The following is a 16,921-nucleotide window of genomic DNA, read 5'->3' as shown; positions in this document are numbered from 1 at the left end:
AAGATTTAATTCATAATTTTAAAAAAGATTGAGTTGACATCATCTTTTTTCCACATACACTTTCATTAATCCGTCTGCTTCACATCTTAAATGATAAAAATACTGGACAATTTCTTTTTCGTTTTGTATGGATTCTTTCATTCCTTGTAAAGTTCTTTTTCCCACTCTTCTATCTATCAAAGAAAGAATTTTAATAATCATATTATTAGATTTCAATGCCTTGTCTATTGGTAAATGAAAATATTCTTCAACTGCATCAAAAAAGTCATACTGTGCAAAAATACCTTCAGCTTTAATCATTTCATGTGCTTGTTTAGAAATGTCTCGGTTTTGTCGGACATGATCAATATCATATTCAATATTTTGATCGTTCCAGATTTGTTGTTCTTTTTCAATGACAGCCATTTCGGATGTGATGGTACACATATTTAAAACTTCCTTTTTATCAACAGTAATAAAAGCTCTTCCCATTTGGTCATGAGCCTTTCGATAATTAGTGACAGTAAATTGAACTCTATTTTTTAGGGAGTCACATAGATAACTTTCTAACTTTTTCTTTACTTTGCTCCACGGTTGGTTATACAACTTTTTCCCTCCCAACACATATTCTTTCTTATATTATAGAATGTTAGTTCGTTGTCATCAAATATCAACAGAATTGTATCATTTCAAGTACATTATGTTTACGCCTATTGTCTTTTTGATCATGGCGTTTGCAGTGAAAAAACAGAAAGCAAGTGTATAAAAGCCCCTTTTTTAGATTTTTGCTAAAAAAAGGGGCTTTTTTTGTCGAAGCTTCTATGTTAGAGTAATAATTTCATTCCCAAATGATTTTAGTTGACTTTTGATTGCTAAGAATTTATTATTTTTATATTGTTTTTTTGTAAAAGATATAGAGTAATTGTAAAAATATTTAGGAGGGGAAAGAAAAATGCAGAAGGAAGCAAAGAAGGATTCAATTCTAAGCAAGCCGCTCATTTTCTTCTCATTAGCAGTTGTATTTCTATGGATCAAAACGTATATTGCTTATTTAGTGGAATTTGACTTAGGGATTGAAAATGCGATACAAGAATTCTTATTGTTTTTTAACCCTTTAAGCTCAGCCGTTTTGTTTATTGGAATTGCTTTATTTGCTAAGGGAAGAAAGGCATTTAAATGGATGGTGATCATTCATTTTCTAATGACGGCTTTACTATATGCTAATATTTGTTATTACCGTTTCTTTACGGACTATATTACGATACCAACATTGATGCAAAAAGGGAATATAGCCAGCAGTATTGGTAATAGTATGGGGGCATTGTTTCAACCGTATGATCTATTGTATTTTGCCGATACATTGATTTTACTCGTTCTCTATTTATCTAAAAAAGTCAATCCGAAGCCGGTGAAAGTATTGCGCCGTCAACGGATGGCCGTATTTCTGACAGGAGCCGCACTTTTTGCGATCAACTTAGGATTGGCTGAAATGGATCGTCCGCAGCTATTAACAAGAACGTTCGATCGAAATTACATTGTGAAGTATTTAGGAATGTATAACTTCACCATCTATGATGCGGTTCAAAGCACTAAAGCTTCGACGCAACGAGCGCTAGCTGATAGTAGTGATGTCACTGAAGTGGAGAACTATGCGAAGTCGATTTATGCAGAGCCGAACCCAGAATATTTTGGCAAGGCGAAAGGGAAAAATGTCATTTACCTTCACTTAGAATCTCTGCAAAGCTTCATGATAGATTATAAGTTAAATGGAAAAGAAGTAACGCCTTTCTTAAATTCATTAGCCCATGATGACAATACGTTGTACTTTGATAACTTTTTCCATCAAACGGCGCAAGGGAAGACGTCTGATGCTGAATTTATGTTAGAAAACTCATTGTATGGCTTATCTAAGGGATCAGCGTTTTCGATGAAAGGAAGAAACACGTATCAAGCGGCTCCAGCTATTTTAGGGCAGCAAGGCTATACATCCGCTGTCTTCCATGGAAATGAAAAATCCTTCTGGAACCGTGATGAAATCTATAAAGCATTTGGCTATGATCATTTCTTCGATTCTAGCTATTACGATATGAACGAAGAAGATGTCGTGAGCTACGGGCTAAAAGATAAACCGTTTTTTGAGCAATCGATTCCATTGTTAGAAACGTTGCCGCAACCGTTCTATACGAAGTTTATTACATTATCGAACCACTTCCCATATCCAATGGATCAGGAAGAAGCAACGATTGAAAAGCATACAACAGGTGATGAATCGGTAGATGGCTACTTCCAAACAGCGAGATATTTGGATGAATCGATTCAGGGCTTCTTCACGTACTTGAAGGAATCTGGATTATATGAAAACTCTGTGATCGTACTATATGGTGACCACTATGGTATTTCTGATAACCATAATGAAGCGATGTCTACTGTATTAGGTAAAGAAGTAGGATCATTTGAAAACGCACAGCTGCAACGTGTTCCGTTATTTATCCATATACCGGGCGTTGAAGGTGGCGTGCAGCATCAATATGGTGGTCAAATAGACGTAATGCCGACATTGCTACACCTTCTTGGCGTCGATACGAAAGACTATCTTCACATGGGAACGGACTTATTGTCTGCTGAGCATGATAAGGTTGTTCCATTCCGTAACGGAGACTTCGTAAGCGAAGATGTTACAAGAGTGAAAGGGAAGTATTACAATACGGCCACTGGGGAACCAATTGAAGAAACAGAAGAACTAAAACAGATGAAAGCATCCGTGGATAAGCGACTGGAAATGTCAGATGCAATCGTAGCGAAAGACTTACTGCGCTTCCACGAACCGGAGGGCTTTAAGCCAATCGACCCGTCTGATTATGATTACAATCAACGTTCGGAAGAAGATAAGAAATAATCAAAAGCTGCTGAGATCCTATTCTCAGCAGCTTTTTTGCGTGAAATTAATTTTTACTTTGTGCAATAGCGGCACCAATGATATAGGACATCATATGCCCAACCCATATTGCGGTAATGAGGAAAAAGGCAAGCTTAGACTCGAAAATAACAAGCGAGATGAACCAGACAATAAAAATAATGACGGATGAAGAAATCCAAGCATAACTTCTTCCTATGTGATGAATCTTTTCATAGCGTTCATCGATGATTTTCTTTTTCTTTAAGTGACGATGATTCCATAAGATCATCGTCAATAAAAATGAAGCAAGCGCTAGCCACATTAACACATTAGACATAAAATCACTCATCTTTTTTCTCCTCCTCAAATAAAAAGACATCTTCAATCGTACAATGAAATACGCGCGAAATTTTAAACGCCAGCATAATCGAAGGATTGTACCTTCCTTTTTCTAAAGAAATGATCGTTTGCCGTGAGACATCTAAATGGTCAGCTAATTCATCTTGCGTTAAATGATGAGCCGCTCGCAATTCCTTAATCCGATTTTCCAATGAATCACTTCCTTTTTTGTAAAGTTAACTTTACGTAAAGTGTACTTTACAAAGGGAGTGGATGTCAAGCTTACTTTACAAAAAATATGTGGGATTTACCTAAAAAGTAATAAAAATGTTAATAATTAGTGTGCTATAATTAAAATCGAGGGAGGAATTTCATCTATTACTGTTGTGGCGAAAGGCTTTGAAACGTTTGTGAGCGGATTAGTTAGCGGTGAAGAGTTTGATTATTAAAAGGGTCTTGATGATTATGTTTTCAAGCCTAATCGTATCAGTGATCGCCGTTGTTATTTCTCTAAATAAAAAGAAATAACCCTCCCTGCTCTAGACTAGTAAGCAGAGGATTATTTCACGGTTGGGTGGCTACACTTCTTGCAGTGTAGCTTGTATATTAGGGATGCTAGTTACCAGCTAGTGTCCCTTCTTTATTCTTACTGTATATCCTCATTGTATGCATGCCTGACCCCGTTTTTCCGGTTCATTATTAAATCAATCATAATATTCTCAGAAACCTCTTTTGGTTGAGGGTGCAATTTTCAAACTTTGGGCTGATGGGCAAGTTACCAAAACCAGCTTTAAGTAATAAGTTACCTATATAAGTGGAAGGGGGGAGACAATGAGTAGGCGAATAAAACATACTTCACGTGATGTGGAGGAGTTAGCGAGGCTCATGATGGCGGAAGCGCTCGGTGAAGGAGTCCAAGGGATGAACATGGTGGGATCAGTTGTGTCCAATCGGGTCGAGGCTGACTGTCCTCCTGACTTCAGAGGGTTGCGCAATATCAGAGATGCGATCTATCAAACCATACCTGGAACTAGAATTCCTCACTTCGAACCTGTCTTAAATGGAACATTGTATACACAACGACCCAAAGAAGCTGACCTCCAGAGAGCTAGGAATTTGTTGCATGGTGATAGGGACCCTCGGGCCAGAATGAATTTGTGGTTTTTTAACCCCAGTCCGGGGAAAAAATACCGAGCTCCTTGTACCGAAACGATGCCAAGATCCCCCATGACGAAGTTCGATTTTGCGCATAGGAATCATTGCTTTTATGTCGCTGTACCGGACTACTGCAAAGAGTTTTATAGATAAATTAAAAAGGAGCTAATTTTCTTATGACTTGTGGAGACTCTAGTTATTATCCAATGAATTATTACCCTGGTTTTTATCCAGCTTCCATGATGCGGAGGAGTGACGCACAACAACCTGGCGGCGGCTTTCCGGCGACTATGCCTTCTGGACCCTCGTATGCCGTCCCAGTGGTTCCGATGGGGACTGGGCAGCAACTTCCAGCCGCGATAGAAGAATCATTTATCGAAAATATTCTACGTTTCAACAAAGGTAAGGTCGGTACATTCTACTATACTTACCAAGGTAACGACAAATGGAATGCAATGATTTACCGGGGGCGCATAGAAACGGCTGGTCGTGACCACGTTATCATCAGTGACCCAGCCAACGGCAAACGTTACCTGCTGCTGATGGCAAATCTCGACTGGGTAGAATTCGGGGAACAAATTAAATATCCTCAACCGGAAATTAATCCGGATGTCCAGGCGTCCTTGACGACATCGGAGTGAGTTTGTAGAACGCTAAAAACCCGCTTACTTCCTTTTTGGAAAATGAGCGGGTTTTTAGTTCTGAGCACATATAGAATGCAAATTCGGCAATAAATTGAAGTGAACGTTTTCACCTCTTAGATTGTAATAGGGAATGGCTCGGTGGTGGGTTAATATCCAGAAGCAAGATGTGCCTATTGGTGTCGATTTTGAGGATATAACGTAGCTGGTGAAGGAATTAGATAAAGCTTCTCTCAAATGAGAAGGGCTTTATTTTTAAAGGATGACTGAATAAATAAGTAAATAATTAGGGGCTCGCCGCATTGCTAAAATTGCCACCTATTTGCCGGCTTCTATAGCCATAGTCGATCCAGTGCAGCACAAATACTAACGTCTCTACATTCCTCAGAAAAAATAATTTGAAAATTTTTAATTTTTTTCAAACCGTTTAAAGGTTAGGATCGTTACCTTTAATGTAAACAATTTTTGAGGAGGAATACGGATGAAGAAATGGACGTTTTTCGTATCAGTTTTTGCCACTATCTTGTTGTTAGCTGCGTGTAATACTGGAAAGGAAGAAAGTGCTCAAAGCACCCCGGAAAGCAAAGAGGTTTCTAGTAATGAGAGCGGTAATAAGGAGAATACCGCAGCATTACAATTATTAGACGATGAAAAAGTTGGAGAATACTTAGCGGACTCAGAAGGAATGGCTCTTTATTATTTTAAGAAAGATGAATCTGAAAGCAGTAATTGCAGTGGAGACTGTTTAAAAAACTGGCCGCCGTTTACTGCAGCTGAATTTGAAGTCCCGTCAGGTTTTGATAAAGCTGATTTTGGAACGATTACAAGAAAAGATACAGGAGAAGAGCAAGTAACCTATAAAGGTTATCCACTTTACTATTTTGCTAACGATAAAGCAAAAGGAGATGTGAATGGACAAGGAGTTAAGGATGTATGGTATATTGTGAACTCTGAAACTGCCTTTCAATAAAATTCATACTCTATCTGAAGGAACAATCAACTTGGTTGATTGTTCCTTTTCTGCTCCTCAAATTATATAATTGAGGCACAAATCTTTTTAAAAATAAAGCATGGGGAGTGGCAGGAGCAAGTGAGAGATAAAAGTGATCACGAATTAATGAATTTAGTCAAAAAAAAGCATAGCCCTGCATTAGAAGAACTATATGAACGTTATATTCGATTAATATATAGTTTCGTTTTCAAATTTACTCGAGGAGATGAAGAAAAAACAAAGGAAATTATTCAACTGGTCTTTTTAAGGATTTGGACGACCAAAAGCACATATGATGCCTCTAAAGGCGAATATGTAAATTGGATCCTGACCATTACCCGAAATATTTGTGTCGATTATGTTCGCAAAGATAGTAAAGAAAATATTCATAGGGAATGGACGGAACCTCTTCATTCCGACAAACGGTTTGAAGTAGAAGATCCCAATAATCAAATTGAAGATAGACTAAATACAGCTGAAATCCAGGAAGCAAAGAATAAGCTATCTCAACCGCAAAAAAGATTAATTGATTTGCTTTATTGGAGAGGATATTCACTTAGTGAAATTGCCGAAATGGAAAATGAGCCAGTAGGAACCGTTAAGAGTAGGCTTCATCAATCTCTTAAACAATTAAGAAAGTATTTGAATGGAGGAGAGTAAGTAATGGAAAGGAAATGTAATCAATTACTTTCTTATATTACGAATGAACTCAGTAGTGATGATCAGAAAAGCTTTGAAGATCATTTAACAAACTGTTCAACCTGTCATAAAGATTATATTCAGATAAAAGAAGCGTGGGAAGCACTCCAATTCGACTTTGAGAAAACGGAAGTACCGGAATCATTAAAATCCGAAGTGCTTGATTTTGTATTCGCACCACAGCAACAAGAAGCAGATTCATTTGTAAGTAATCTAAAAAAAGGATTCACTTATTTCAAACAGCAATTCACCCCTTTGACCACTGTATTAATTTTAATATTGTTCACGACAACAACCGTATTCACTACAGCAAATATCCAAATGAGAAATCAAGCAGTAACTGAAGAAGAAAGAAGCAGTCAGCCAGTTGAAGTTTTATCCACTCTTCCTTTAACTTCCGTCGATCAAAATAGAGTAGAGGCGAATGGATCTGCTTTTATTGTGCAGCAAGGCGATGACAAAAAGCTAGTTATACAAGTGGACAATTTACCAAAAGCAGAGGGCAAAAAAGTGTACCAAGTTTGGTTGCTAAACAATGGAGTACGGCAAAATGCGGGGATTTTTAAACCTAATAATCATGGTTCAGGTGTTTTGACATATGAGCTCCAAGAAGATGAAACCTTCGATAACATTGGGATCACGTTGGAGCCTGATCAAAATAGCTTAAAGCCAAGAGGGGAAAAAATAATTGGAACATAAATAGAGATATTCCTCTTGATGGCGATGAGGGCTTGCCAACAAACCGCGAAATTAGAAGTACAGGATGAGCTTTCTAGTACATGATAGAATTACAAACAAAACTTAAGGGGATAATCAAATAAGAAAAAATATTTGATGTGACACTAAAAGGTGTTATAATCATTTTGATACTAAAAGGTGTTATATTGCAGTTTGGAGGCATGGTTATGCAAACAGAGAAAACTTTACCAGAAATACGTAAAACAATTGTACTTAATGCTCCGATCGAAAAAGTATGGAAAGCTGTTTCAACATCAGAAGGCATTGCTTCATGGTGGATGCCAAATACTTTTGAACCTATTGTAGGACGTGATTTTATACTTCATGCAGGTCAATTTGGTGATTCACCTTGTAAAGTAACAGAAATTGACCCTATGAACCGTGTCGGTTTTGACTGGGGGAAAGACTGGCATCTAACTTTTGAATTGAAAACTTTAGAAGATGGTAAAACAGAGTTCACACTGATTCATTCTGGCTGGGATGCAGAAAAAGTCACCGAGTTTGGACAGCCTCACTCAGTTGTTCGTGGTATTATGGACGGCGGATGGGAAAAAATTGTAAAAGAAACTCTTCCTGCAAATATCGAGGCTTAAATTGGTCACATCTCCGCCCAAGCATGATGTATTTCAAGCAATCGCTGACCCTACGCGGAGAAAATTGTTAAAATTGCTTGCTGATAAGGAAATGTCAATTACTGCAATGACGGAATACTTTCCAATCACCCGCACGGCTATTAACAAACATTTACATGTTCTTTCTGTTGCAGGTCTGGTCAGCAGTCAGAAAGTCGGAAGAGAAACTCGGTACAAGCTTCAGCCAGAACCTCTTGTTGAACTAAAACAATGGCTTTCCTTTTTTGAACAATATTGGGATAAAAAATTATCTGCTCTTAAAGAATTTGTAGAGGCTGATAACGATTAGCGGTTAAAAAACGAGATGCGTGGTGATACGCTCTCGTTTTTTTATTGAGTTACCTTTAAATGGATGTTTTTGGTTCCAGTGATTGGATCAGTTGTACAGAGATAATAAAGTTTCTGTCGTGCTTAAAGAAAAGAATGTACTATTTTAATGCATTACATGCTACTGAGTTATTGGCGATATAGATCGATTTAATACATACAAAGAATTTAAGAAATACCTAGGTGTATCGGCTGAAAATTCTCAATCTGGTACTTCAGTACTCTCGGCAAAACAGACATATAGTGGTGTTCGGGATGCACGTCGGGTACTTTATCAGATGTCTATGATGATGTTAGCAAATGGGAAAAGAAAGCCTACTGTCTTTAAAGCTTACTATGATCGTAAAGTGGAAGAAGGAATGATAAAGAAAAAGGCAATTGGTCACCTTTGTGGTAAAATAGCAAATTTAATCTATACAATTTTAAAAAGTGGCCAGAAATACGATCCTAATATACATGCGGCGGCTTGTGGAATAGAGTGGGATGAAGTATATGAATTAGAAGAAAAACAAGAGCCTGTGTTATTGAACTAACGAAGCAGGATAGAACAATGTATAATCAGAATATACCGTCTACATTTTGATTTTAAAGGAGTCGAATATGAGGGAAGCAATTAAATCTCAAGTAGAAAAACTAGTGGGGTTGAAATTACAGTATGCAGGACGAGCATCTAACCTTTTTTGGCTTGATTTTGGGGATATAGTTCAAATACTCCGAAGAGGAAAAACTAAGGAATCAGCAGAATATGCTTTACATATCCAATGTTCGTGGAGAATTACTAGAGGAAATAAAATTGTTGTTGCTTCAAGGGATTTCTATTCTCCAAGCTCAAAATGGAATGAATTAAATGAAGAATTCGATTGGGATATACAAGGTAACAATCGATTTGATGAACGTATTAAAGCTTTTACAAAGGAAAATGGACAAATAAAAGTAATACAAATTGATTCTGATGAAGTAGGTGGATTAATGGTGAAACTAACTGAGGGTTACAAATTAGAGGTCTTTCCAGATAGTTCTGAAGATGATGAACAAAGTGAACACTGGAGATTTTTTAATCGAAACGAAAACAGTCCACATTTTATTGTCACTGGAAATGGAATTGATAAAATTTGATATTCAACAATCGGGCCATTTTGCAGAACAAAGGAGTATATTTTACAGGAAATTTAGTGGATTAGACAGAATGGGGTACTGCCGACATTTCGCACATATTATACGCTAAGCAAATTTCCAACATAAAAAAGTCGATTTCCTGTACGTTTAAGAAATCGACTTTTTTAGATATATCCTATTTCTATTTTAGTGGTATCTTAATTTCCATTTCTTTTAATACTTCAAGGTTGGGCAATTTAAAGGTCCATTTTTTATTGCTTCTTTTGACCATTTTCCTATTACGGGGTGGCGTCAGGATTTTGCGTATTTACAACGGTAAGAATGTAAGACCAGTTATATCAGGGATTACAGGCAATGTACCAATAGGGTCTAATCTATTGAGATAGATTCAAAAACACATGAAATAAGGCTTGGTAGTGTCCCATATGACTTGTCTCCAAATCCTTATCGTTGTTAAAACAGAGAATTTTGCATGTTAGAACAGCTTAACGTTGTAAATCCGCATTTTCGGGACTATACCCCTGTATGGAACGATACAGCATCCAGTATTGGGTTATATGAGATGAATAATACTTGGGAAGAAAATCGTGCAACATGGCAGCGCCGAACACAAAGTGCTCTTTGGACAAATAAAGGTGGCGATTTTAATTCAACCCTTCTTTCATCTCAAACGATTGGAGCGCTAGATACAACAGCCGCAGAACCTCAATTATTTAAATGGACTATTAAACCGGAAATTATTCAAAAATGGATGAATGATCCTTCTAAAAATTTAGGGCTGATACTTAAGGCAACAAACGAAAATGCGGCTACTTACAAGAAATTTTATTCGGGGGATTATTCAGGAAAACTGCAGTATTCACCTAAATTGACGATCACCTATTATCCTGTTAGTAGGTTAGGACATGAAGATTATTGGTCATATGTTGAACACTCATTAGCAGATGGACAAGGGTATACCAATATTGGTACTGGAAATTTAGTATTGGACTTCACTGATTTTGAGATAAGCGGTCGCGGTAATTCCGGATTTTCTTTTAATCGAACATATAATTCTAAAGCAGTAGAAGACTCACCAATAGGATATGCCTGGTCATTTACTGGAAGCGAAACGATGGCTGAATTTCCAAATGGAAATGTTCTTTATACAGATGCAGATGGAACAGCTCATACATTTACGTATGATACTGCGACTAAAACCTTCAAGGCTCCAGCCGGCTTATATCTAAATTTAATTAAAGCTAATGCGGATGCCTTTGTGTTAACTGATTTTAACGGGAATAGAGTCGTTTTCCGCGATCTCATTAAAAACCCTGAGCAACAAGGTAGAATTTATCCAATTGATTATGAAGAAGGTCGAAATAAAAACAAAATTACGTATCAGCGTCAGGCAAATGGCACATTGACAGGCATTACAGATGCATCTGGCCGTACATTGACATTAGAATATCAAAATGGTCGCATCATCTCGACCAGCTTTGAAGGAACGAAAAAGACGGCCTATACGTATGATGCTAATGGAAATTTGAAAACATCCACGACCTTTAAAGATGGGACAACCGGATCAGTCACTACATTTTCTTATAATGCGAACGGGGACCTAATTTCTGTGTTGGATGCGAATAATCAGCCAACAACATACACATATACCGACGGTTTTTTAACGAATGTGCAACTGGATCTACGTCAATATACCGGACACAAAAAAGTTAAGTCTGTTTCAGATACGAAAAAATACTAGAGAATGAAAAGAATCTTCACAGCGGATTTAAAAATAGATTTGCAATAAATCTAGACAATTCAGCAACAGCTCATTTAACAAGGTGTGGTAAACTTGAAACGTTTCATTTCATGCCATTTGCTCCAGTAGAAGCGGTTATTAAATGAGTAAAGTTTAAAAAAGCTCTCTAATATGGAATAAGAAACGTGTTTCAGAACAGTATTGTCAATAAATATCTTAAATGCCAAACACTCCTGGTCAATTAGTCACCAATTCTCCTTTATTAAATTTTTATACCCAACAAGAAGAGTGATTTTCCAATATAAGTATTATCACCCATATTCTTTTATAAAAAGAATTATTATACTATTAGTGTGTTTAATCATGCAACTAATGAGACTTCCATCACGTAATTTATAAGTCATTTAATGTCTAGTGATAGATTGATAAGTTTATTGGTGTAATTTTCTTAACTTTCAAACAATTAAATTGACTTTTTGCAACATTGCTCAAGTAGGTATGAATAAATACAACTTTTTAGATAGATAGAAATGGAGGAGAACGTTTGAAGAAAATGATAGCGAAACTTTTGGTTTTTTCTATGTTTTGCAGTATTTTGCCTATGAATCCAGTGGCAGCTGAACATCCAAAAGAAACCAAAAAGGAAGCACCTGTAGTACAGAAAAAAAAGCAGAAAGAATTGATCGACAAACGAACGGAAACATCGAAAACGTATCAAAATCCAGATGGAACGTTGACGACGGAAATTTCTCCATCACCGCTCCATTATAAAGATCCTTCTTCAAAACAATGGAAAGAGATTGATAACACACTTGAAGTAGATTCCACATCGGATACGATCTCAAATACGGCCAATACATTTGACGTTGATTTCTCGAAAGAATGGTCGCAAAACAAGACCGCGGTTGAAGTAGAAGAAGGGGACACATCTATTTCTTTGACTCCAGTGCCAACGGATAAAAAAGGAAAAGCGCCCAATCATGCTTCTGCCAAAGTCAATAAAAACAGTATTACCTATCAGGAAGCATTCGATGATACAGACTTAACGTACACTGTAGGGAATCAAAAAGTGAAAGAAGATATCATTTTAAAGGAAAAGCCGCAACCAGATGAAGCTATTTCCTACTCTTTTGCTATTGATTTAAAAGGGTTAACCTATGAGACTAAAGAAGATGGCCGAGTGTTATTTAAAGATAAAAAAACGAAAAAGCCTCTTTACTACTTAGAAAAGCCGTATATGTATGATTCATTGAAACCTGAAGGGTTTGTCAGTTTTTCAGATGACTCAATTCCAGAAGGAGCTATGTCTTATGATGTAGAAATGAACATTCGGAAGAAAGGGCATCAACTTCTTGTCGATATTATCCCGGATCAGAAATGGCTGCTAGATGACAGTCGTGTCTATCCTGTAACCATTGATCCAACGATTGCTAAGTATCAGCCGGTTACGGAGCTAATCGATACAAATATTCGCAGTGCGAGCCCTACTCAAACGGGTGGCGCCGATTTGGAACTTGGAGCTGGACTTCATAAGAATTCAACCACAACTAATGTGATCCGCTCTTTATTAAAATTTGATATACCTGATTTTCCAGCGGGAGTCCGAGTTCTTGATGCAGAGTTAAATTTATGGGCTTCTTCCGTATGGAATGATACACCTGTCCAGCTAGATCTTTATCCGATGGCCAGCGACTGGCAGGAAAACTATGCGACATGGAATCGCCGGACTTCTTCCGCTCTGTGGACTACTAACGGAGGGGATTATCATCCAACTAAGTTTTCTTCTCAAAATGTTGGAGCATTAGGCAGTACTTTGGAGGACAATCATTATAAATGGTCTATTACACCATCTTATATGGAACAAATCTTAGCATCACCCAATCAAAGTCTTGGATTCTTACTAAAGTCTGCTTCAGAAGGAACAGCTTCTTATAAAAAGTTTTATTCCGGAGATAACCTAAATTATGCAGGCTATTCACCTTTACTTGTTATCACTTATGTCTCTAACAGCCGTCTTGGCCTAGAAGATTACTGGACATACAATGAGCAAGAACTAACAGATGGACAGGCGTATGTCAATTTAGGAACGGGAAACGGAGTTGTTCAGTTTACCGATTTTGACATTAGTGGTCGCGGTGGTTCGCGCATTTCATTTGAACGAACATACAACACCAAAGCTTCAGAAGTTGACGCCTTGGGACCTAGCTGGTCATTTACCGGTTCAGAAAGTATAACGGAACAAACCGCAGATAAAAATATTACGTATACAGATCGTGATGGAACAGTTCATGCATTTCCATACAATGCATCAACAGGTAAGTATCAGTCACCAGCTGGGACATACTTAACACTCATAAAAGATGGAACAGATGGCTATAAGCTGACTGACAAGTATGGAAACGTGTCTCGTTTTAAAAAGATCGCCCAAGATCCAGAAACTTCTGGCTATACAGTGGCCAAATTAGAATATGAACAAGACCGTAATGGCAATACAAATTCTACACATATAGCACAAAAGGGAATGTGACAGGTATTACTGATGCCTCTGGTCGGAAGATGACAATGGATTACGGGTTTCATGGTATTTCTAGTGTGACATTTGAGGGCAAAAAGGTAACATACCATTATACGTCTGAAGGTCAGCTGAGAGAAGTACGAAAGTATAAAGATTCAACCAATTATGTATCCACATTCTTTACTTATTATCCTGATGGAAAAATGGAAAAAATTGTGGATGCAAATGGGAAAGTCACCAAGCTTAATTATGAAAACGGGTTTATCTACTCCATTGAGCAACCGTCTACAACAGGAGAAACCATCCCTGTCACAGAATATGCTTATGATATTGCCACCTATACATCGGAAGTGACTGATCCAGAGGGCGGTGTCACTAACTATAAAATGAATGACAACTATGTGATTCAGTCCATCACAGACCCACTAGGTGATACCATTGAATACATGGAAATGGATACGAATTTTAATCCGAAAAAAATAAAGGATGCGAAAGGATACATTACCAACAAGCAGTATGATTCAAAAGGAAATGTATTAGAAGAAAAAGATCCAAAAGGTAACATAACGACGTATACGTATGACGAGTATAGCAACATGAAAACAATGACGGATGCGAAAGGTACAACAACGTATATATATAATACAAAAGGAGATCTTATTGGCCTAAAAGATCCGGCTGGCAATTTAACGCAGTATGAATATGATGAGTATGGAAACAAAACATCAACCATCTTCCCTGACGGATCGAAAGAATTTTATACGTATGATCAGTTAAATAACTATCAGAAGACAGCTGTCGATCCTTTAGGACGAACAACCGTAACATTGACTGATGCTTTGGGAAATGTAACAAGTATAAAAGATCCGAAAGGAAATACCACCTTTTTCACCTATGATCAGCGCCAGCTACTGACCTCTGTAAAAGACGCTAAAAATCATGTGACGTCTTACGGCTACGATGAGAATGGAAATAAGACGACAATCACCAATGCGGCGGGTAAAGTCGTGACGATGACATATAATGATCAAAATCAGCTTATATCACGGAAAGAGCCGCTGGGGGAAACAACATCCCTGTCATATGATGACAATGGGAACTTGAAAACTATTAAAAACCCAGTAGATGCAGTAAAAACCATCACCATTCAAAATGAATATGATGCGGCTAACCAACTCAAATCTGTTTCGGCTAACGGAGTAAAAAAGTGGTCCTATCAGTATGATAGCAACGGCAATGTGGAAAAAGTGACTGATGAGACAACCCAACAGGCGAAAGTATTGGAATATGATGCGAACGAGAATTTGAAAAAAGAAACAAAAGGGAACCAGTCCATCACGTATGGCTATAATGCGGCGAATGAGCTGATCTCGGCTAAACTAAGCTCTAATACAGACGTGGTAGAGCAGTCATATGGATTGAATGCCAATAGTCAATTAGAGAAAATTTCACGTAACGGAATGGAACAGGTAGATCTAAAGTATACAAAAAATGGTCTTCCAGATATGATGACTTATGTGAACGGTGTTGCGACTGATCTAGACTATGATACAGCCCAACAATTAAAAACATTATCGGTAAAGCGAGGAACAAACAATCTATTATCTGAGTCATTTGACTATGATGACAATGGAAACATAACAGCAGTCACTTCTTCCCAAGGAAATCGTTCTTACACATACGATGAGCTGAACCAGTTGAAAAGTCAGACTCTGTCGGATGGAACAGTAGAGTCCTATGAATATGATGTCGTAGGAAACCGGACGAAAAAAACAACAGTAAAAAATGGACAAACACAGGTCACAAATTATACACATAACGCTAATAATCAACTGACCACTGTAAATGGACAAGCTTATACCTACGATAAAAGTGGGAACCGGGTAAAAGATGATCAATATACGTATATCTATAATGCATTCGATGAACTAGTGGAAATCAAAACGCTTTCCGGTCAAACAGTAGCGACCTATACCTACGATGAACAAGGTAGACGGACAAGCAAAACGGTAAACGGTGAAACTACAAATTATCATTATAACCAAGGCATCAATGTGTTATTTGAAACAAACAAGAGCGGTAAGATTACGGCAGAGTACAGTTATGATCAAAGCGGTTTTCCGCTAACAATGACCAAAAACGGTCAGACGTATTATTATGTCTTGAATGGTCATAAAGATGTGGTGGCGTTAACAGATGCGTCAGGAAGTACTGTAGCTTCCTATGAGTATGATGCTTGGGGAAATATTTTGTCGCAAAGCGGAACGATGGCAGAAGCAAATCCATACCGTTATGCAGGATATCGGTATGATAAAGAGACTCACTTTTACTATTTAATGGCTCGTTATTATGAACCGAAAGAGGGAGTGTTTTTAGCTAGAGATCCAGTCACTGGAGACTATAATGATCCTCGAACACAGAATGGATATAATTATGGGAATAACAATCCAGTTATGAATCTTGATCCTAATGGTGAAAAAGCTAGTTTTTCATCAGCAAGAATCAAATATGCTTTCAAAATGGGAATACAAGGAGTTATTGCAAGTTATGTTGGATGGAATGCAGCTGGAACAATTGCTGGTCATATTGTAACTTTTGTGATAGGTATGGTAGGGTTTAGTAAATTTAAAAAGGCTGAAACGGTAAAGTATAATACAGTGTTAAGACATTTAAAATACAGTGGCGGCAAAAACATGATTAAAGTAGCGAAAAAACGGGTATACAAGGCGCTGGGAAGGAAAGCAGCAGCAATGGCAGTTGGGGGGTTTTTAGCAACAATACCGGATTTAGTAAATTTCTCTGTGCATTTTGTAAGAGGTTATTATAATTATGGTAAAAAAAGAAAAAAATAATTAACTAAGAGGGAACTATAATGGGATCTTTATTATCAGGGTTAGTTTTTATAATTATCCTTTCATTAATTAAAAAGGATAAAAAATTTTTTTACACTGGGCTTAAAATTCTAGCCCCCGGTATTATGTTTTTTGTATCACAATATTTATTAAGTTTTTTTGGCCTAGAAATGAAAATTATAGTTTTGATTAGTATCCTTATGTTTATTTTAACTGCTGTCGTTCTTTTAATAAGAGAAAGAATTAAAAAAATTCCAAATAAATACAATAATTGTCAATAAAAATGTCAGGTACGATTCA

17 protein-coding genes and 1 pseudogene are annotated in these 16,921 nt (G+C 37.2%); 15 read left to right on the top strand and 3 right to left on the bottom strand.

Going from position 1 to position 16,921, the window contains the following annotated elements:
• Positions 1–39 precede the first annotated feature (39 nt).
• On the bottom strand, positions 40–585 hold the full coding sequence (locus WDJ61_RS10220) for a hypothetical protein (protein ID WP_338749344.1): 546 nt from the start codon (positions 583–585) through the stop codon (positions 40–42).
• Positions 586–931: 346 nt separating this feature from the next.
• Between WDJ61_RS10220 and WDJ61_RS10215 the strand changes: the two genes are divergently transcribed.
• Complete coding sequence (locus WDJ61_RS10215) at positions 932–2,875, top strand: LTA synthase family protein (RefSeq protein ID WP_338749342.1); 1,944 nt, start codon at positions 932–934, stop codon at positions 2,873–2,875.
• A 46-nt stretch (positions 2,876–2,921) separates the two neighbouring features.
• Here the strand turns inward: WDJ61_RS10215 and WDJ61_RS10210 are convergent, their stop codons facing one another.
• Together WDJ61_RS10210 and WDJ61_RS10205 are read right to left on the bottom strand one after the other, a co-directional pair.
• Positions 2,922–3,224, bottom strand: a complete 303-nt coding sequence (locus tag WDJ61_RS10210; protein WP_338749340.1) for a hypothetical protein — start codon at positions 3,222–3,224, stop codon at positions 2,922–2,924.
• Positions 3,217–3,426 (bottom strand): helix-turn-helix transcriptional regulator, encoded by a 210-nt coding sequence (locus WDJ61_RS10205; RefSeq protein WP_338749338.1) that lies wholly within the window; start codon positions 3,424–3,426, stop codon positions 3,217–3,219. The genes WDJ61_RS10210 and WDJ61_RS10205 overlap by 8 nt, the downstream gene beginning before the upstream one ends.
• 247 nt (positions 3,427–3,673) lie before the next feature.
• On the opposite strand from WDJ61_RS10205, the gene WDJ61_RS19100 reads away from it, so the two are divergent.
• The 14 genes and pseudogenes from WDJ61_RS19100 to WDJ61_RS10140 all read left to right on the top strand — a co-directional run bounded on the left by WDJ61_RS19100 (position 3,674) and on the right by WDJ61_RS10140 (position 16,902).
• Positions 3,674–3,742 carry a putative holin-like toxin gene (locus WDJ61_RS19100; RefSeq protein WP_413789096.1) on the top strand — a complete coding sequence of 23 codons (69 nt, stop codon included), beginning with the start codon at positions 3,674–3,676 and terminating at the stop codon, positions 3,740–3,742.
• A 303-nt stretch (positions 3,743–4,045) separates the two neighbouring features.
• A complete protein-coding gene (locus tag WDJ61_RS10200) occupies positions 4,046–4,522 on the top strand; it encodes a cell wall hydrolase (RefSeq protein WP_338749336.1) in 477 nt (158 codons plus the stop codon).
• Between the two features lie 23 nt (positions 4,523–4,545).
• Complete coding sequence (gene gerQ, locus WDJ61_RS10195) at positions 4,546–5,010, top strand: spore coat protein GerQ (RefSeq protein WP_338749334.1); 465 nt, start codon at positions 4,546–4,548, stop codon at positions 5,008–5,010.
• 481 nt (positions 5,011–5,491) lie between these two features.
• A complete protein-coding gene (locus WDJ61_RS10190; protein ID WP_338749332.1) occupies positions 5,492–5,980 on the top strand; it encodes a hypothetical protein in 489 nt (162 codons plus the stop codon).
• A 120-nt stretch (positions 5,981–6,100) separates the two neighbouring features.
• Positions 6,101–6,661, top strand: a complete 561-nt coding sequence (locus tag WDJ61_RS10185; RefSeq protein WP_338749330.1) for an RNA polymerase sigma factor — start codon at positions 6,101–6,103, stop codon at positions 6,659–6,661.
• Positions 6,662–6,664: 3 nt separating this feature from the next.
• On the top strand, positions 6,665–7,399 hold the full coding sequence (locus WDJ61_RS10180; protein ID WP_338749328.1) for an anti-sigma factor: 735 nt from the start codon (positions 6,665–6,667) through the stop codon (positions 7,397–7,399).
• Positions 7,400–7,605: 206 nt separating this feature from the next.
• Complete coding sequence (locus tag WDJ61_RS10175) at positions 7,606–8,031, top strand: SRPBCC domain-containing protein (RefSeq protein WP_338749326.1); 426 nt, start codon at positions 7,606–7,608, stop codon at positions 8,029–8,031.
• Position 8,032: 1 nt separating this feature from the next.
• Positions 8,033–8,359: a metalloregulator ArsR/SmtB family transcription factor gene (locus WDJ61_RS10170; RefSeq protein ID WP_338749324.1), complete on the top strand. Its 327-nt coding sequence runs from the start codon at positions 8,033–8,035 to the stop codon at positions 8,357–8,359.
• 166 nt (positions 8,360–8,525) lie between these two features.
• Positions 8,526–8,930, top strand: a pseudogene (locus WDJ61_RS10165) (transposase); the annotation flags it as partial.
• Between the two features lie 67 nt (positions 8,931–8,997).
• On the top strand, positions 8,998–9,513 hold the full coding sequence (locus WDJ61_RS10160; protein WP_338749322.1) for a hypothetical protein: 516 nt from the start codon (positions 8,998–9,000) through the stop codon (positions 9,511–9,513).
• 472 nt (positions 9,514–9,985) lie between these two features.
• A complete protein-coding gene (locus WDJ61_RS10155) occupies positions 9,986–11,254 on the top strand; it encodes a DUF6531 domain-containing protein (protein WP_338749320.1) in 1,269 nt (422 codons plus the stop codon).
• Between the two features lie 553 nt (positions 11,255–11,807).
• Positions 11,808–13,781: a DNRLRE domain-containing protein gene (locus WDJ61_RS10150; protein ID WP_338754762.1), complete on the top strand. Its 1,974-nt coding sequence runs from the start codon at positions 11,808–11,810 to the stop codon at positions 13,779–13,781.
• A 35-nt stretch (positions 13,782–13,816) separates the two neighbouring features.
• The gene (locus WDJ61_RS10145; protein ID WP_338749318.1) at positions 13,817–16,621 is read left to right on the top strand and encodes an RHS repeat-associated core domain-containing protein; all 2,805 of its coding nucleotides are present in this window, start codon (positions 13,817–13,819) and stop codon (positions 16,619–16,621) included.
• 20 nt (positions 16,622–16,641) lie between these two features.
• The gene (locus tag WDJ61_RS10140) at positions 16,642–16,902 is read left to right on the top strand and encodes a hypothetical protein (protein ID WP_338749316.1); all 261 of its coding nucleotides are present in this window, start codon (positions 16,642–16,644) and stop codon (positions 16,900–16,902) included.
• Positions 16,903–16,921 lie beyond the last annotated feature (19 nt).

It is taken from the genome of Bacillus sp. FJAT-52991 (assembly GCF_037201805.1).
Lineage (GTDB): Bacteria > Bacillota > Bacilli > Bacillales > Domibacillaceae > Bacillus_CE > Bacillus_CE kandeliae.
Note: the sequence above shows the minus strand (reverse complement) of the source record. Positions and strands in the feature narration are given on the sequence as shown.